General features: G+C 40.8%; 18 protein-coding genes and 3 pseudogenes. 18 read left to right on the forward strand and 3 right to left on the reverse strand.

The features are described from left to right. The first annotated feature begins 63 nt into the window (after window positions 1-63). The 7 genes from FFV08_05535 to FFV08_05565 all read left to right on the forward strand — a co-directional run bounded on the left by FFV08_05535 (window position 64) and on the right by FFV08_05565 (window position 5,029). Window positions 64-753 (forward strand): noncanonical pyrimidine nucleotidase, YjjG family, encoded by a 690-nt coding sequence (locus tag FFV08_05535; GenBank protein QLB52141.1) that lies wholly within the window; start codon window positions 64-66, stop codon window positions 751-753. Between the two features lie 232 nt (window positions 754-985). Further along, on the forward strand, window positions 986-1,258 hold the full coding sequence (gene rpsP, locus FFV08_05540; protein ID QLB52142.1) for a 30S ribosomal protein S16: 273 nt from the start codon (window positions 986-988) through the stop codon (window positions 1,256-1,258). 19 nt (window positions 1,259-1,277) lie between these two features. Next, window positions 1,278-1,517 carry a KH domain-containing protein gene (locus FFV08_05545; GenBank protein ID QLB52143.1) on the forward strand — a complete coding sequence of 80 codons (240 nt, stop codon included), beginning with the start codon at window positions 1,278-1,280 and terminating at the stop codon, window positions 1,515-1,517. A gap of 252 nt (window positions 1,518-1,769) precedes the next feature. Beyond that, window positions 1,770-2,321, forward strand: coding sequence for a hypothetical protein (locus FFV08_05550; protein QLB52144.1), 552 nt, complete (start codon window positions 1,770-1,772; stop codon window positions 2,319-2,321). Next, on the forward strand, window positions 2,318-3,667 hold the full coding sequence (locus FFV08_05555; protein ID QLB52145.1) for a TrkH family potassium uptake protein: 1,350 nt from the start codon (window positions 2,318-2,320) through the stop codon (window positions 3,665-3,667). The genes FFV08_05550 and FFV08_05555 overlap by 4 nt, the downstream gene beginning before the upstream one ends. A gap of 10 nt (window positions 3,668-3,677) precedes the next feature. Continuing rightward, window positions 3,678-4,349, forward strand: a complete 672-nt coding sequence (locus FFV08_05560; protein ID QLB52146.1) for a TrkA family potassium uptake protein — start codon at window positions 3,678-3,680, stop codon at window positions 4,347-4,349. A gap of 158 nt (window positions 4,350-4,507) precedes the next feature. Continuing rightward, window positions 4,508-5,029 carry a GNAT family N-acetyltransferase gene (locus FFV08_05565; protein ID QLB52147.1) on the forward strand — a complete coding sequence of 174 codons (522 nt, stop codon included), beginning with the start codon at window positions 4,508-4,510 and terminating at the stop codon, window positions 5,027-5,029. Here the strand turns inward: FFV08_05565 and FFV08_05570 are convergent. Further along, the gene (locus FFV08_05570; GenBank protein QLB52148.1) at window positions 4,951-5,259 is read right to left on the reverse strand and encodes a VOC family protein; all 309 of its coding nucleotides are present in this window, start codon (window positions 5,257-5,259) and stop codon (window positions 4,951-4,953) included. The genes FFV08_05565 and FFV08_05570 overlap by 79 nt on opposite strands. 250 nt (window positions 5,260-5,509) lie before the next feature. Here FFV08_05570 and FFV08_05575 point away from each other — a divergent pair, with 250 nt between their 5' ends. The 5 genes from FFV08_05575 (at window position 5,510) to FFV08_05595 (ending at window position 9,599) form a co-directional block, all read left to right on the forward strand. Next, the gene (locus FFV08_05575; protein QLB52149.1) at window positions 5,510-6,313 is read left to right on the forward strand and encodes an alpha/beta hydrolase; all 804 of its coding nucleotides are present in this window, start codon (window positions 5,510-5,512) and stop codon (window positions 6,311-6,313) included. A 158-nt stretch (window positions 6,314-6,471) separates the two neighbouring features. Next, a complete protein-coding gene (locus FFV08_05580) occupies window positions 6,472-6,744 on the forward strand; it encodes a TIGR04197 family type VII secretion effector (GenBank protein ID QLB52150.1) in 273 nt (90 codons plus the stop codon). 52 nt (window positions 6,745-6,796) lie between these two features. Continuing rightward, complete coding sequence (locus FFV08_05585) at window positions 6,797-7,351, forward strand: hypothetical protein (GenBank protein ID QLB52151.1); 555 nt, start codon at window positions 6,797-6,799, stop codon at window positions 7,349-7,351. Beyond that, window positions 7,351-9,000: a hypothetical protein gene (locus FFV08_05590; protein QLB52152.1), complete on the forward strand. Its 1,650-nt coding sequence runs from the start codon at window positions 7,351-7,353 to the stop codon at window positions 8,998-9,000. Before FFV08_05585 ends, FFV08_05590 begins: the two co-directional genes overlap by 1 nt. A gap of 5 nt (window positions 9,001-9,005) precedes the next feature. Next, complete coding sequence (locus FFV08_05595) at window positions 9,006-9,599, forward strand: hypothetical protein (GenBank protein QLB52153.1); 594 nt, start codon at window positions 9,006-9,008, stop codon at window positions 9,597-9,599. Between the two features lie 251 nt (window positions 9,600-9,850). On the opposite strand, the pseudogene FFV08_05600 reads toward FFV08_05595, so the two are convergent. Then, window positions 9,851-10,308, reverse strand: a pseudogene (locus FFV08_05600) (hypothetical protein). 198 nt (window positions 10,309-10,506) lie between these two features. Between FFV08_05600 and rimM the strand changes: the two are divergent. Together rimM and trmD are read left to right on the forward strand one after the other, a co-directional pair. Continuing rightward, window positions 10,507-11,025, forward strand: coding sequence for a ribosome maturation factor RimM (gene rimM, locus FFV08_05605; GenBank protein ID QLB52154.1), 519 nt, complete (start codon window positions 10,507-10,509; stop codon window positions 11,023-11,025). Continuing rightward, the gene (trmD, locus tag FFV08_05610; protein QLB52155.1) at window positions 11,015-11,728 is read left to right on the forward strand and encodes a tRNA (guanosine(37)-N1)-methyltransferase TrmD; all 714 of its coding nucleotides are present in this window, start codon (window positions 11,015-11,017) and stop codon (window positions 11,726-11,728) included. Before rimM ends, trmD begins: the two co-directional genes overlap by 11 nt. Window positions 11,729-11,777: 49 nt before the next feature. On the opposite strand, the gene FFV08_05615 is transcribed toward trmD, so the two are convergent. Further along, the gene (locus FFV08_05615) at window positions 11,778-12,395 is read right to left on the reverse strand and encodes a nitroreductase family protein (GenBank protein ID QLB52156.1); all 618 of its coding nucleotides are present in this window, start codon (window positions 12,393-12,395) and stop codon (window positions 11,778-11,780) included. Between the two features lie 95 nt (window positions 12,396-12,490). Here FFV08_05615 and FFV08_05620 point away from each other — a divergent pair, with 95 nt between their 5' ends. The 4 genes and pseudogenes from FFV08_05620 (at window position 12,491) to FFV08_05635 (ending at window position 15,795) form a co-directional block, all read left to right on the forward strand. Further along, window positions 12,491-12,805, forward strand: a complete 315-nt coding sequence (locus FFV08_05620; GenBank protein ID QLB52157.1) for a helix-turn-helix transcriptional regulator — start codon at window positions 12,491-12,493, stop codon at window positions 12,803-12,805. Continuing rightward, window positions 12,806-12,964: pseudogene (locus FFV08_05625) on the forward strand (tRNA (guanosine(37)-N1)-methyltransferase TrmD). A 187-nt stretch (window positions 12,965-13,151) separates the two neighbouring features. After that, window positions 13,152-15,716 (forward strand): secretion protein, encoded by a 2,565-nt coding sequence (locus tag FFV08_05630; GenBank protein ID QLB52158.1) that lies wholly within the window; start codon window positions 13,152-13,154, stop codon window positions 15,714-15,716. A gap of 13 nt (window positions 15,717-15,729) precedes the next feature. Next, a pseudogene (locus tag FFV08_05635) lies at window positions 15,730-15,795 on the forward strand (NUDIX hydrolase). Window positions 15,796-15,931: the final 136 nt, after the last annotated feature.

Raw genomic sequence — 15,931 nt, forward strand, 5'->3', positions numbered from 1 at the left:
TGATATTCTTAGTTCAAATATTTTATCATCGTGAATATCAATTCATTTCAGAAAGGCCATTAAATGTCATACAAATTTCTACTTTTCGACCTTGACCATACGTTGCTGGATTTTGATACGGCAGAAGATATTGCCTTGACTAATTTTTTGGAGGAGCAGGGCGTGACAGAGATTCAGACCTACAAAGACTATTATATTCCCATGAACAAAGGGCTTTGGCGAGACCTGGAGCTGGGTAAAATTACCAAGCCAGAGCTGGTCAATACTCGTTTTTCTCGTCTTTTTGCCCATTTTGGCATTGAGAAGGATGGCGCCGAGTTAGCCTTCCTTTATCAGCAGCATATTGCTCAGCAAGGGCAAACTTACTCTGGTGCAAGCGAGCTTTTGGACAGTCTGACAGAGGCTGACTATGAGATTTACGGAGCGACTAATGGCATCACGGCTATTCAGACCGGCCGCATGGCCCATTCCGACATTTCTCCTTATTTTAATCATATTTTTATCTCGGAAAAGATGGGGACTCAGAAGCCTGAAGCTTTATTTTATGAAAAAATAGCAGAGCAGATACCAGATTTTGACCTGTCTCAGACTTTGATGATTGGAGACTCCTTGACAGCTGATATTGCTGGCGCTAATAATGCCGGACTGGACTCTATCTGGTACAATCCCAAGCAGCTAGAAAATGAAAGTCTTTTTCAACCGACCTATACCGCCTATTCTTACGACGACATTATTAGACTCTTGGTTCCATAAGGAGACTGCAAATGAAAAAAATCCTTGCCTTGTTTTCTCTTAAATATATTTTTATCAAGTAAGCTAGTAAAAACGCATTGTGTTTTTAAGACAAAAAGACTAATCTAAAAAATTTTTAACTCTGTCAAGAAAAAAAACTTGACAGCTGTTTTTAATCTGCTATAATAGAACATGTGCTTAATAGCTTTGCTATTTCACCAAAAGAAAAAAATAAAGAAAAGAGACCTTAATAATGGCAGTAAAAATCCGTTTGACTCGTATGGGTTCTAAGAAAAAACCTTTCTACCGTATCAATGTTGCAGACTCACGTTCACCCCGTGACGGACGTTTCATCGAAACAGTTGGTACTTACAACCCACTTGTAGCTGAAAACCAAGTAACTTTGAAGGAAGACCGTATCCTTGAGTGGTTGGGTAATGGTGCACAACCTTCTGATACTGTACGCAACATCCTTTCAAAAGAAGGCGTATTGAAGAAATTCCACGATTCAAAATACTCTAAATAATAGAAGCGTAGGTTGACATATGGACACGATTGAAAATCTAATTATTGCGATAGTGAAACCTTTGATTTCACAGCCAGATGCCTTAACTATCAAGATTGAGGATACACCTGAATTTTTAGAATATCACCTGGATCTTGATCAGAGTGATGTTGGACGTGTAATCGGTCGTAAAGGTCGTACTATCTCCGCTATAAGGACGATTGTTTACTCTGTCCCAACCGAGTACAAAAAAGTTCGCATCGTCATTGATGAGAAATAAGAAGCAGCGGGGCATGTGTCCCGTTTTTTTTCTATTTCTCTTAGCGAACTGAGTGCACAGCTCTCAAGTGAGCTTAGAGAAATTGATGCCCAGCAAAGCGTGGGTACAAGCCCCTTAATGAAACAAGCCGTTAGGCGCAGTTGAATTTAGGGGAATTGATGCAGTTCGAGCGTATGTGAGAACTAGACACTTCATTTAAGAGAAGAACGAAATGCAGGGGCGAGTTTAGAAAAATTCGAAACTGGAGGACATATGAAGCCAGAAGATTATGCTTGGAACGCTCATGAGCGCAAGTGTTATGAGAATAGCCAAGTGATTTTACCGAGTCCATACAAGCTGAAAATCCTGGATGATGGTGAGGAGAGATTGGAATTGGAGCTTGTTTTGGAACAGCTTCCTCAGGGGCAACTGGCTCGATGGGCTATGAAAATAGCGTCAAGCTTTATACTTCTGATTGATGCGAAAGATGAGTCTGAAAAGCAGAGGATTTTGCCTCAGATAGGAGCGATTTTTCAGGCTCGACTTGATGGGAGGGCATCTGCCTATGAACTAAGGACGGCTGGTTTCTTGGCTAACAAACTGTCTCGACAAGCCCAATCACAAATCGGTAAATATGCTGCGCGTGTCTTTGCCCAAGCGGTTGCAACAGCCCACATGCGGGGCCATGCTATTGTCGCAGCGGATTATGCCATCAAAGTCAGAAACTTGCAGAGTCCAGATGATTTGCAGCGGGCTGTCAAGGAAAGAGAAGGGCAGATAGAGCTGGCCTCTGCTTTTATTAGATCAGGAAAGGAAACTTTATGAAGCATTTATTTTCACGCTTGTCACCAGCGCAAAAGATTATCTTGTCTTTTCTTCTGGTGATATTCTGTGGCTCCTTGCTACTCAGTCTGCCTTGGGTGCAGACGGCAAGTTCCCAAGCGGGCTATCTGGATCATCTTTTTACTGCTGTCTCGATGGTCTGTGTGACAGGGCTTTTTACTCGATCGGTTGTGGATACATATAATGTCTGGGGACAGCTCCTTTGTATGCTGCTGATTCAGATTGGTGGTTTGGGCATCCTGACTTTTATCGGATTTTTCACCATGGAAAGTCGGAAAAAGCTCAGCCTCAAGGATCGCCGTATTCTGCGGGATAGTTTTAGTTATGGTCACAATCGTACCTTAGGTCAATTTGTCCGTTCGATTTTTATCACGACTTTTACTATCGAAGGACTGGGTGCGCTCCTTCTCATGATTCGCTTCATTCCCAAGTTTGGTCTGAGAAAAGGGATTTTTAATTCTATCTTTTTAGCCGTTTCTGCATTTTGTAATGCGGGCTTTGATAATTTTGGCAATGATAGCCTACTAGGCTTGCAGACAGATGTTTTGGTCAATATCACCTTGGCTCTCCTCATCATTACTGGAGGACTGGGCTTTATGGTCTGGTTTGACTTGGCGACTAAATTGGGAGGAAAACAGAAGGGGCTGCACTTTCATACTAAGGTAGTCTTGCTGCTGACTGCTGGTCTCCTCGTTTTTGGGACGGTCACGAGTCTCTGGACGGAGTACAGTAATCCTGGAACGATTGGCAATCTTTCCTTTGGCGATAAGCTACTGGTCAGCTTTTTTCAGACAGTCAGTATGAGGACAGCTGGCTTTGCTTCCATTGATTATACAGCTGCTCGTCCAGTAACCCTGTTTATCTATCTGCTCCAGATGTTTCTGGGAGGGGCTCCGGGTGGTACAGCTGGCGGTCTGAAAATTACGACCTTCCTAGTTCTTTTGCTTTTTGCTCGAAAGGAAATCCTGGGCTTGCCTCATACCAATATGGGACGGAGAACGCTGTCTCCTCAGCTAGTGCAGAAGGCTTTTGGTGTGACAGTGATTTTTCAGCTGACATTTCTGCTTGGTCTTTTGGCTCTTGGGCTAGTGACCGATAGCAGTCATCGTTTTATTTACCTGATATTTGAGACTGTGTCGGCATTGGCTACAGTTGGTGTCACGGCCAATATCACTACCAGCCTCAATACAGCTGGTATGATTGTGATTATGTTGCTAATGTTTATTGGACGGGTGGGGCCGCTGACTCTTATGGTCAGTCTCAACCATTATCAACCGAAGAAGGCTGCAACCTTGCATTACAGCAAGGCGGACATTATGATTGGATAGGAGAAAAGAAATGGCAAATCAAACAGTTGGAATCCTCGGCTTGGGGATTTTTGGACAGAGTATCATTGAGGCTTTGATTTCTCAAGATGTAGAAATCATTGCGATTGATAATCACGAAGAGACAATCAATCAGTATGAAGACATGATTGCCGTTGGTGTGATCGGGGACATTACCGATATGGAGCTTTTGGAGGCGGCAGACGTCGGTTCCTGTGATACGGTGGTCGTAGCGACGGGAGAAAGTCTGGAATCCAGCGTCCTAGCGGTCATGCACTGCAAGGCATTGGGCGTAAAAAATGTCATTGCCAAGGTCAAGGATGAAGTGACCCAACAGGTGCTAGAAAAGGTAGGAGCTGATCTAGTTATCCTGCCTGAAGTGGAGGCTGGTATTTCATTGGCCAAGACCATTCTCTTTAACTATTCGATTGAGGTTTTCCAGCTGGATGATGATGTAGTGGTGGCTGAGTTTGAGTTGCCTGCTAGCTGGGTCGGGAAAACGGTCCGTGAAGTAGATGCTCGCAGGCTTTATCATCTTAATATTATCGGCTATCGTCTGAAAAAAAATCAGCCTTTGGAAAGCCAGTTTACCCCAGACTTTGTCTGGCCAGCAGGCGTCAGCATTATGGTTGTGACTGATAACCAGCATTTGGATAATTTACGTGAAATAGTGAGTAGCAGCTAGGATAATTCCTCTTCGCTGGGGGCCAACCGATTCTATCTAGGCATTCGGCACCTTTCTATTATATGAAGAAAAAATGGATACATAGGAGCTCTTTCAGGGCTCTTTTTTGAAACCAGTTGCAAAATTTCTTATACTATCACTAGAAAAGGAGTGATTTTATGAGCTTAACCAGCCAGATCATTACAGCAGATTTTTCAGATTTGGATAAGGTAGAGTCCTTGAATAATGAAGCTTTCCCAGAAGGGGAAAGGATTGCGCTCAGTGAATTTTTACGATATGAGGAACAGAAAGATGCTAATTTTTTCGCCTTTTATCATGAAAAGGAATTTGTTGGTTTTGCCTTTGCCATCTCCAACGCGCAAGCCTTTTATGTTAGTTTCTTTGCTATTATGCCCCACTTGCGCAGCCATGGCTATGGCGGTGAAATCATCGAAAAGATGGTCAATTTCTATCAGCGAACCATGCTTTTAGAAATCAAGCGCCTAGATGAGCCGTGTGATAATCTTGAACAGCGTCAGGCTCGCTGGGAATTTTATAAAAGCAAGGGTTTCCGCTCGTCGAATGCATTTCTGGAATATGAGGATCTTAGCTTTGAAATTCTTTATCGAGGGGATTCTTTTGACGAAGAATCTTTTTCGATGCAAAGTCCTTGCCAGCCTTCCACGCACTCATCCCAATAGAAAAAGCGCTCTAGATTTCTAGGCCTGCCAAATAGCTTAGTTATGATTTTGGCTATTACAGGAATGCCTGTATTTTCCAGTAGCTCAATATAGGGGCCTTGACTAAAGTATATTAAGGCATTGTTGGGTTTTTCCCTTCTGCCGTATTCGACGACAAAACCCTTTGCTTCCCATTCCTTGACCGCTTCTTGCAACTTTTTAACCTTGTAAATAAGATGCCCACTCCTCATCCCAGCAGTTCCTCCTTCTTATATTTTTCCTTTACCTTAGCATAGATTTTTAGGAAAAACAAGCCTTGAGATTAGCCTTCATTTACAGTGCAAGCAACTGCCTCTTGTAATACGGATCTTGGTTGAATATAAAAAATTTTTGGTATATAATTTTTGGTATTGGGGTGTCCTTATTCTGCTAGTAAAATAGCTAGCTCTCAGATAGTAGTGTGTGCCCGGATAATATTTGTAAGAATTGATTGGAAACAATATGAGAGAAAAAATAATCAAAACGAAAGTAGGACAGCTATTTGTATCTTATCAACCTGCGGAAAAGATTGCTGTATTTTTAAGCGGTGTAGGGAGTCTGCCGACCTATGAAAATTTTTTGCCAGTTATTCGGAAGTTACCTAAAAATTGGGGTTATTTAACAATAGATTACCCTAATGCTGGCCAAAGCGCACTGGAAAATCAAGAAAATTTTGTTTTGGACGATTTGGTTCAATCTATTATAGAGGTTTTATCACATTTTAAAGTCCTCCAGTATGCTATTTGCGCGCACAGTATTAGTGGTCTTGTAGCAGTTAAAGTTGCTGAATCAGAGCCGTTTTGTCAGGGACTAATCTTAATTGAGCCGACCACTTATTCTGTTCTATATGGCGAATTAGCTCAGAATCCTTATCCCGAATTTTTATCCTTACAGGAGAAAGTTCAGACGCTCGGTGGAGGATATGAATATCTGAAAAAAATAGGACAAAAGAGTTTTTCAGTAGCTGATTTTAAAATCTTATGGGCGAAGGCAGAAAGGAGTTCTGATAGATTAAAATCTGTACAAGAAGGATTTCAACATTATTGCAGTATCGCAAAAAGCGATTTTCAAAACTTAGATATCTCTTTTCAATTCCCGATTTTTATTCTGAGTCAGGCCTATCGAGAACAAGAATATAAAGATTCCGAATTTGCTTCACAAAATACTCGGATTATTTTAGGAGGCAACCATCATTATTTACATTGGAGTCAGTCAGAAAAGATAGCTGAGCTTCTTTTGAAGTGTGATTGCGAAGCCAGCATTTAAAAGCAAGATGATGGTATGTAGAGAAAGTTCAAAGTAATATAAAATATTCCTTGTTAATGAGAGATATTATCCTGTATTATTTTGTAATATCTTTGCAAAGACATTATAATAAAAATGCTACAGATAAATGTTAGTATATTTAATAAAGGAGAAAAAAGATGTCTGAAATTAAGAGTAGTATGTCAGATGCCCAGAATTATGCAACCAAAATCAAACAAGGGAGTTCCAACTTATCAGGAATCGGACAGGCCCAACAGGATGATAAAACGACCGTTTCGGGGAATTCAAATGCTCATGAGGCTATGAAGGCATCCCAAGTTGCCAGACAAGGCATTTCCAATGCTCTCTCTGAAATGGTGACGAATATCCATAGTGTTGCTGGCGAATTTGAAGCAGTGGATCAGCAGATAGCGGAGTCTGTAAATGGTTAAATAAAGTTAAAGATACAACGCTTACCCAGAAATCAAGGAGAACAGACTGCTCATGGAAGAAGAAAATACAGAGAAGAAGCCAATTAAGTTTATATATGATCCTGATATGACTCTGGCAGAGCGCTTGCGTGCGCAACGCGAGCAGCTGCAAAATCTGCGGGAGCAGGAAGAGCTGAAGCGAATGCTGGCTAATCAAGATAAGGTTATGTATAAGATAAGCCAGCGATATCAGAAAGAGCAGGAAAAAATAAAGTCCCCAGAGGAGCAGATTGAGGACCTTTGCCGCAAAGAATCGGACTTACTGGAAAAGGAATACCAGATAGATGGTGATTTAAAAAAGGTTACTGAATATTATGAGTCTGTAGAGTCTGATGCGCATCAAATGCATGCTTTTTTAGATGATCTGGCTTATCGCTACAGTTCTCAAAATGGCTTTGAGCATATGCGCGATGATTTTTTTCAGAACTGGCAGAGCTTTCAGGGAAGTTTTGAAGAGGAAAGCGGTGCTTTAAAACAGCAAAGAAAAGAAGTCTCTGAGGAGCGTGATAAAATCCATCATGAGCGCGTTCGAATGGTTAACAGTTTAGAAGATAAGGGGAAACATTGATGAGTATAGACATGTATTTAGGAGATTCGCAGTCTCAAGCGAACAGTACCCAGACAATGATACAAGAGGAAATTAGAGCTTATGAAGAACTGGAAAGAAGTCTGACAGATTTTGAATCCAGTGCGGAATCGCTAAAGGGAAAAGCTTATGATTCTGCTCGAAATTATTCTGCCAGAGTTCTTCGCCCTTTGGCCCATGGTGGAAAACTATTATCAGAAGCAGTCGGGAAGACAGTCAAGCAATTTCCAGAATTCTATGTCGTACAGGTTGCCAATGAAAGCCTAAAGGAGTCTGATTTAGAAGCTGATATTCAGAAACTAGATGCCTTGATAACAACCACTAAAGCTTCCATGCTTTCAAGCGCATTGGTAGCACCAGCATTAGTGGCTGGCCATCAGAAGATGCTTGATATTTTAAATGAGGCGCGACGAGTTCTCCAAGAAAAACTACAGAAACTAAGAGCTTTCAATCTTTCATCGCCCCAAATTTTCTCAGAGATTGAAATTCTGAAAAATCTGCTTGATATCGGTCTTAGTCAACTGAGTACTGGCTGGGATGCTAATAAGGGTGTTTATGTTTTACCAGCGAATTTGACTTGGGCAACTAAATTGATAAATTATAAACCAACAGACCTTTCGAATTTACAGCCAGAAGAGCGAAAATATGTCGAAAACCTTATGGAACAGTATGGTTTCAATCAAGAAACAGCTCTCAAAATACTCAAACTTAAAAAGGGGATAGATACAAAATACCCTGATAAGTCACAGGAAGAGAGAGATTATCTGCTCAACCGAGCTTTAGGAGCTCCAAACTATGATGGTTTTTGGTGGGATAATACTGCAGGTAATCTTGAAGGAGATTCCCCTCAGGAGTTCTATAGAAAAATGGGGCTGACAGATGCTGAAGCTAAAATCTTGTATTATGAAATCAAAAAACAAAATGACTTTTCTGCTTTAGATCCTGGCGAGGTGGTAGATCCTACAGCAGATAAAGCGCGCTATGCTGAACGTTTAAAGCTATACAAGGAGAATCATGATACTTCAGGCATGTCTGATTCTGAAATAGAAGCTGCCTTCCTAAAAGACTGGAGGGAACAAAATGAACGCTATGCTAATAAGACAGACTTTGCTCATCAGTCCATCACAACAGCTACTCATCTGTATTCTGGTTGGGGCTTGGCAAGAATGTGGTTTTGGGGTAAAAAAGATCTTGAGGAAGTTTCAGGTTGGCGCGGAGATGTGACAAAAGATGCAGAAGCAAATCCTTCAATGGGGAATGCTGATTATAAAGCTGACTTAGATGCCGTAAATATTACAAATATTATGAAAGAAAAGAATGTTTCTTATGTTGCAGCATCTAATTATTATTACAATCAGCTGGAAGAAAAAGCAGATCCTAATACAGACAAGATGACTCGCTCAGAGCTCTTTCTTAAATCTACTGATATCAATCACGTAAAAAAAGAAATTTTTGATATGGTTCCGCCAAAAACGGTACCTGCATCTAATAAAGATGGATTTCGATATGCCAGTCGGACTGATGAAGAAAAACTCGCCTATATTAAAGAACATTATCCTGACTCCTATAACTTCCTCAGAAGTTTAGAGGAACGTGATAATCAACTGGGAAATTATGCAGAAAGTGAATGATAATTATGAAAAAGAATCTAATTTTTATATCAGTTCTTGCCTTACTTTTGGTAGTTGTTTTTCTAGTCTTTTACTATCAGAGTAGTCAGTCTAGCAGTATTTTTGATGAGATTTACAAGGATGTAATCCAATATGTGAGTTCTGGCGATAAGAGTCAGATGAAGCTCTTGAAAATAAAAGGAGCAGATCTTGTCACGGAAAAGGATAGTTCGGACTTTCAGGCTGGAACAGTGATGGTAATCTATAAATCAAAGGATTTCCCAAAAAACAGCAATCTCAATATTATCGCAAATAAAAATCAGATGCTTATTTTTGACTATGAAGAGAAATGGGATGAGAACGTTCAGCTTTCCTTGACAGCTAGTTATGACATAAAGACGAAGTCTCTCACACAGGAAGCTAAACTGCTAGACTATGACAGCAAAGATGTTGTCATTCCTAGAGATAAGTTTGAAAGTTATGGCTTGACTCAAGCTAAGATTGAAGAAAAGTTTTCTTTGTTTGAGAAAGTTTTCCTCAAAGAATGGGAAGCTGTTTCAAGCGGCCGCTTCTCTCCCAGTGATAAAGGCAATGTAAAGGTTGTAAAAAAATGGAAGTAAGAGAGGCATAGCTGTGATAATATGAATTACCTATCTAATAAAGAGGTAGTGGAAAAAATTTTTCAATAGTCAAAACGCATAAAATTAATGCTTCTGTGAACATTGGTTTTATGCGTTTTTTATGTAAACTATTATCATATTTGAGTTTGAAATTGACGCTCTTTGAAATAAGTAAAACTTTCGTCGAGCTTGCCGTTTATTTTTTAATGACTTCGTTTGTTTTAGCTGGTAATTTTAATATTAAGATGAGTCTACCCAAGAATCTCAGCAATAGCATCTCGAATCTCCTGAACAGTTGCGGATTTGCTATGGTTACTGGTATCAAACTCGATATATTGGCCATCATCATCAACAGTTCCCCCGACAGGCCCTTCGGATCCATCGATTGATGTTCCAATGGCAGGGGGATGCTTGTATCTGCATAGTCTATATCAATAACGATGATGCGCGTATTGGACTCCAGATCATCTATCATTGGAAGAGACGATGCGGAGGTCATGTTCTGACTCGCATAGTATTCTAGAAAAGCCTTGATGGTTGGATTGTCAATTTGAGCAATTTTTTCGTCAAGAGCTGAAACATTTCTAGTTTCTCTCGTTTCATTTTCCATTGCTTGGCCTTTTTTGACCTGTGTCAAAGCAGTCAGACTGGCGGCTGTTGTGGCTAGAAGAGCAGTAGAGAGCAGGAGCTTGATTAATTTTTTTCCCATAGCTATCACCAACTTCTTTCTGGTTTTGCGTAAACACACTTGGGTATTTATAGTATTGAGGTTCTATATGTATAATTATACATTAAACAGTAACTTTAATCAAATAAATATAGGCAAGAGAATTCCCCCTTATCTCCCTTGTACATTCCCCTATATCATGATAAAATACTAGGCAGAGTATAATATGTTGGAGTCGAGATGAATTATTTTAATGTTGGAAAAATTGTCAATACGCAAGGTCTGCAAGGTGAGATGCGGGTTTTGTCAGTGACGGATTTTGCAGAAGAGCGTTTTAAAAAAGGCAATACCCTTGCCCTGTTTGACAAGAAGGATCAGTTTATCATGGATGTGGAGATTGCCAGTCATCGCAAGGTCAAGAACTTTGATATTATCAAGTTTAAGGGGATGTACCACATCAATGACATCGAGAAATTCCGTGATTTCATTCTGAAAGTCCGAGAGGAAGATTTGACGGACTTGGAAGACGGGGAATTTTACTACCATGAAATCATCGGCCTTAAAGTCTATGAAAATGACATTCTTCTTGGTACGATTAAGGAAATTCTGCAGCCAGGAGCCAATGATGTCTGGGTGGTCAAGCGTAAAGGCAAGCGCGACTTGCTGCTGCCTTATATTCCGCCAGTGGTGCTGGGGATTGACATTGAGCAAGGTCGGGTTGATGTAGAGATACCGGAAGGACTGGACGATGAAAATTGATATTTTGACTCTCTTTCCGGAGATGTTTGCGCCCTTGGAACACTCTATCGTCGGTAAAGCTCGGGAAAAAGGTCTCTTAGAAATCAACTACCACAATTTCCGAGAAAAGGCTGAAAAATCCCGGCATGTAGACGACGAGCCATACGGCGGAGGCCAGGGTATGCTGCTACGGGCCCAACCTATTTTTGATACCTATGATGCCATTGAAAAGAAGCAACCGCGTGTGATTTTGCTGGATCCTGCTGGTCGGACTTTTGACCAAGCCTATGCTGAGGAACTGTCTAAGGAAGAGGAACTCATTTTCATTTGTGGCCATTACGAAGGCTATGATGAGCGGATCAAGACTTTAGTGACAGACGAAATCTCGCTTGGGGACTATGTCCTTACTGGGGGAGAATTGGCGGCAATGACCATGATTGATGCTACCGTTCGCCTGATTCCAGAGGTTATTGGAAAGGAAGCCAGTCATACAGATGACAGTTTTTCATCTGGACTCTTGGAATATCCTCAGTACACTCGACCTTATGACTATCGGGGTATGGTTGTTCCTGAAGTCCTTATGAGCGGCCATCATGAAAATATCCGCAAATGGCGTCTCTATGAAAGTCTGAAAAAGACCTATCTAAGACGTCCTGACTTGCTGGAACGCTATCAAATGACGGCCGAAGAAGAAGCTATGCTAGAGGAAATAAAAAAATTATAAATAGAAGAAGCTTCGATGATTGCCTCACGAAGCTTCTTCAATATGATGGCTATTTATGGATAAAAGTACTAAAATCTTCCACAGAGTAACGTATTTTGGGGAAACCTTCAGATAGTTTTTTTCCAATAGGCAAAAGAAGAATTGGATCTAATTCGGGATCAATTTCAAATGTAGTCATGATGGCTTCAAAATCAACACCTCGCATGGGGACAGAGTCATAACCATACGCTTGGGCAACATACATTAAATTCATGGCAAATAGACCTAAATCAAAGCGTAGTCCTTCTTTATCCTTATCCTCGGGATGTAAAGAAAAATAAGCTTCAATCCTTTTTTTACGACCTTCACCCTCAGAAGAGTCCATTATACCATTTTGGATATAGAATGTTAGTAGTTTGTCAATGTCATAGGCCTTTTTATCACCAAGCAGTAGAAAGACAGCAGAAGCATCTGCTACTTGCTGTTGTTGATAGGAAAAGTTTTTTAATTGTTCTTGGATTTCTTTGTTCTTAAAAACTACAACTTTCCAAGGTTGAAAATTATTGCTCGAAGGCGCCTTACTAGCGCTTTCCAATATTTGGTAAATGGTGTCATCTGAAATAGTGTCATTTGGATCAAATGATCGAATGGATTGTCGTTTATTGAGGAAATCGAGATTCGTTTTCATCAAATTTTCTCCTTTACAAAATAATAACTATTTCATTATAATATGGATAAAGTGAAAAAAACAGTAGGCACATTTTTGTGACTGAGGAGAGAAAGATGAATAGCCATCAACATTGGGAATGTGGCATTACGAGAGTAATGGATTCAGTTAGTGGAAAATGGAAGTTGAATATTTTATGGGTAATTTATTCAAATAAACAGATCCGCTTTAATCATTTATTGAGAAGGGTAAAAGGAGTTACGAGAACTAGTCTAACTCGCTCTCTGAATCAATTAATTGCTGATGAACTAGTACTGCGCAAGGATTTTCATTCTATGCCACTTAGGGTGGAATATTCCCTGACTGACAAGGGGAAAAAGCTATTTCCTTTGTTACTGGAATTAAATCAGTGGGGGAAAGAAAATCTTTAAGTCCTTATGAGCGGCCATCATGAAAATATCCGCAAGTGGCGTCTTTATGAAAGTCTTAAAAAGACCTATCTAAGACGTCCTGACTTGCTGGAACGCTATCAAATGACGGCCGAAGAAGAAGCAATGTTAGAGGAAATTCGACAAGCTCAATCGAACTGACAAGCAAAAACTCTTAGAAAGAATCTAGGAGTTTTTGCTTTATTCGATACAGAAATGCTCATTTTTGTTGGGAAAGCCACCTTATTTTTCTAATACAACATTTTTGTAACAAAAATGTAATAAAAAAACTATTAAAAGGATACGTTTGCTACTAGTTAATACTAGCGTTTTGTGATAGTATATTACTATGTGGGCTGCTATACCCAAATTAATTATAGTATGTGAGATTATAAAAAGGAGATTGATTATGGAAAAGAAAATAGGCAAGTCTGTTGTAGCGACTGGTATCGCGGCTACAACTATTATTTCTGGTGGACTGACCCATCAAGTGCACGCGGATGAGTTGGTTGAATCAACTGTAACAGCTCCACAAGCGACTGAAGTAACTGAGAAACCAGTGACAGCAGCAGATGTAGCTGTTGCCCAAGAAAATGCTGAAGCTGCCAAAGCTAAACTTGATGAACAAAGATCAATAGTAGATACTGCTAAAACAGAAGCTGAAGATGCGGAAACAAGTGTGAAAGTTGCAGAGGCTGCTGTTGAAGCTGCTAAGGAAAACCAAGCAGAAGCAACAGAAGAAAATATCACTAAAGCAGAAGCGGAAGTGAAAACGGCAGAGCAAGAGGTTAGCGCAAAAGACACTGCCGTCCGAGAAGCTGCTGCTAAAGCTGCTAAGGCAGAACAGGCTGTTAAAGACCAAGCAAATACTATTAAGGCGAGTCAATCTCTGGTAGATGTTGCAGAGACTGAATTGAAACAAGCTAAAACACCACTTAACTCAGAAGAGCAAGCTGTAGCAACTGCTAAGAGCCAACAAAGTCAAGCACAGACTGCTTTAGACAATGCAAAGTCTGAACTGACAAAGGCAGAACAAGCAGCGTCTTCTGCTCCCCAAGTGCAGGCTGAAATCCAGAATAAAATTAATCAGGCAAAGGAATCTTTGAGCCAAACCAATCAAGCTATTAACTCTCTTGAAGGACAGATTCCGGCTGCCGAGAAAGCAGCAGCAACAGCTCCTGTTGACCTTCGCAATACGACTTATTCTCAATTTTTAGAAAATGTTCGTAACAATGCGGCTAATCAGGAAATTCGTGATGCTGCCAACAACGCTCTTGCAGTCTACCAACGCGGACAAAATGAATTTGGTATTTCAGTTAATTCTGACCCAACAAGTCCAGCTAATTTAGAAAATAACCTGCAAGCTTTAGAGTTGGTTAAGGCCATCAATGCTTACCGTCGTAATGCCGGCTTACAAGAGTTGTTGGTTGATCCGTATGCGAATGTGGCCAGCCAGATTCAGACTATCTACTTTGAGCGCAATAACATGCACATGGGTAAGTTGATTGGTAACGAGAATGTGGCGATTAGTTTTGATCCGCAAGGGGCTGTCAATTTCTGGCATAATGAAGAAAAAGCACACTACCAAGAGATTGCAGCGCAATATGGACTGCCTACTGATGAAACTCAGATTGATGCTAATGCTATCTACATGAGAGTTGGAGCAGAAGTATTTGCTAAGATTGGTCACTATGTTCAGATGATGGACAATAAAGCCAATGCAATCTCAGCAGCTTATGATAAACATCCAAACCAATGGGGTACACCTCATGGTACATCCGAAGTTGGTTTCCATCATATTAGCAACTTTGACCAACGTGTTAATAATGGTACTTTGCTGACTGTTGCGGCTATGGAGCAGTTGTTACGTGCTGGTGGTGGTCGTTCTGCAGGTTCTAACGCAAATGTTACAGCACTTAAGAATCAGTTAGCTGAACTCAAGGCTCAAAAAGTTGGTCAGGAATCAGCTATCAATATCCTCAATGCTCAATTAGCTGATGCTCAAAAGGCAGCGGCAACTCAAATTGCAGCAGTTGAAGCAGCTCGTCAGAAGGTAGCAACTGCTGAAAATAATCTAGCTTTGACCAAGCAAAATGTTGCCCTTAAGCAGGAAGCTCTCGACAGAGCGACAGCTAAGATTGCAGCAAACCTAGCACCTTATCAGACTAACTTGAGCAACGCTCAGGCAGTTCTAGCAGCAGCTAAGGATAAGTTGGCAGAACTTCAGTCAGATCAAGAATCTGCGAAAGCTAATTTGGCAACTGCTCAAGAGGATTTGCTGGCTGCTCAAAAAACATTAGCAGCAGCTAAAAAGAAAGTCATTGACCTTCAAAATGCTCCTCAGTTACTTGCAGAAGCAGAGCGGGAGTTGGCAGAAGCGCAGCTTGATTATGAAGCTAAACAAGCAATCTTAAATCAAGAAACTGCTACTTTAGCTGTTCTTGAAGAGGCTTACAACAGTCTTCAAGCCAATTATGAAACTCTCTTGAATATCTTGAACCAAGCATTTCTCCTTTATGGAAATGCTCTGAATAGCAACTATCGCTCAGGTGAAGATGAAGAGCCTCTAACTGCTGTAAAAGGCGGAGCAGCTGGTCCAGGTACAGAGGATGAATCTAAGAAAGATTCAGATGCTAAGACTGCAGAAGTTCATGCGAACACTCGTGAAGTCAAAGGAGCAACTACAGGTGCCGTTCAAACCGCTGGTAGTGGTGCATTCACTGAATTTGTTGTAAATCCTGCAGCTCAGCTTGCTAGCGTGGCTACAACTGCTGATAAGGCTCCAACAGTTCCTGCTATTCTGCCCAATACTGGTTCAGAAGCAGAACGTTTTGCGATTTTTGGTATGGCACTTGGTGCAGCTGCCTTTTTGGGAACCAACAAGCGCCGTCGCAGAGACGAAGATTATAATTAAAGAAATATAAAATGAGAGTGGGACAGAAATCGGTAATTCGTTAGAATTCGATTTCGTCGTCCCACCTCCGCACAGTTGAGTAGGGCTGTAAAAGCTGATGAAATCAGCGTAATAGAGCCCACTCAACCACTGCGTCTTCCTCGACAATCCAAAGACAATTGAGAGGCTAGGACTTTTGTCCCAGCCTCATTTTTTTGTCTATAGCTAATAAGCAA

It is taken from the genome of Streptococcus sanguinis, assembly GCA_013378335.1.
In the GTDB taxonomy this organism is placed as follows: Bacteria; Bacillota; Bacilli; order Lactobacillales; family Streptococcaceae; genus Streptococcus; species Streptococcus sanguinis_I.

Excerpts from the sequence above, each read along its gene's own strand:
- FFV08_05550 (QLB52144.1), top strand. The coding sequence starts at position 1,770 with ATGAAGCCAGAAGATTATGCTTGGAACGCTCATGAGCGCAAGTGTTAT.
- FFV08_05555 (QLB52145.1), top strand. The coding sequence starts at position 2,318 with ATGAAGCATTTATTTTCACGCTTGTCACCAGCGCAAAAGATTATCTTG.
- FFV08_05580 (QLB52150.1), top strand. The coding sequence starts at position 6,472 with ATGTCTGAAATTAAGAGTAGTATGTCAGATGCCCAGAATTATGCAACC.
- FFV08_05560 (QLB52146.1), top strand. The coding sequence starts at position 3,678 with ATGGCAAATCAAACAGTTGGAATCCTCGGCTTGGGGATTTTTGGACAG.
- FFV08_05545 (QLB52143.1), top strand. The coding sequence starts at position 1,278 with ATGGACACGATTGAAAATCTAATTATTGCGATAGTGAAACCTTTGATT.
- rimM (QLB52154.1), top strand. The coding sequence starts at position 10,507 with ATGAATTATTTTAATGTTGGAAAAATTGTCAATACGCAAGGTCTGCAA.
- FFV08_05585 (QLB52151.1), top strand. The coding sequence starts at position 6,797 with ATGGAAGAAGAAAATACAGAGAAGAAGCCAATTAAGTTTATATATGAT.
- FFV08_05565 (QLB52147.1), top strand. The coding sequence starts at position 4,508 with ATGAGCTTAACCAGCCAGATCATTACAGCAGATTTTTCAGATTTGGAT.
- FFV08_05615 (QLB52156.1), bottom strand. The coding sequence starts at position 12,395 with ATGAAAACGAATCTCGATTTCCTCAATAAACGACAATCCATTCGATCA.
- FFV08_05535 (QLB52141.1), top strand. The coding sequence starts at position 64 with ATGTCATACAAATTTCTACTTTTCGACCTTGACCATACGTTGCTGGAT.
- FFV08_05620 (QLB52157.1), top strand. The coding sequence starts at position 12,491 with ATGAATAGCCATCAACATTGGGAATGTGGCATTACGAGAGTAATGGAT.
- FFV08_05590 (QLB52152.1), top strand. The coding sequence starts at position 7,351 with ATGAGTATAGACATGTATTTAGGAGATTCGCAGTCTCAAGCGAACAGT.
- FFV08_05630 (QLB52158.1), top strand. The coding sequence starts at position 13,152 with ATGTGGGCTGCTATACCCAAATTAATTATAGTATGTGAGATTATAAAA.
- FFV08_05595 (QLB52153.1), top strand. The coding sequence starts at position 9,006 with ATGAAAAAGAATCTAATTTTTATATCAGTTCTTGCCTTACTTTTGGTA.
- rpsP (QLB52142.1), top strand. The coding sequence starts at position 986 with ATGGCAGTAAAAATCCGTTTGACTCGTATGGGTTCTAAGAAAAAACCT.
- FFV08_05575 (QLB52149.1), top strand. The coding sequence starts at position 5,510 with ATGAGAGAAAAAATAATCAAAACGAAAGTAGGACAGCTATTTGTATCT.
- trmD (QLB52155.1), top strand. The coding sequence starts at position 11,015 with ATGAAAATTGATATTTTGACTCTCTTTCCGGAGATGTTTGCGCCCTTG.
- FFV08_05570 (QLB52148.1), bottom strand. The coding sequence starts at position 5,259 with ATGAGGAGTGGGCATCTTATTTACAAGGTTAAAAAGTTGCAAGAAGCG.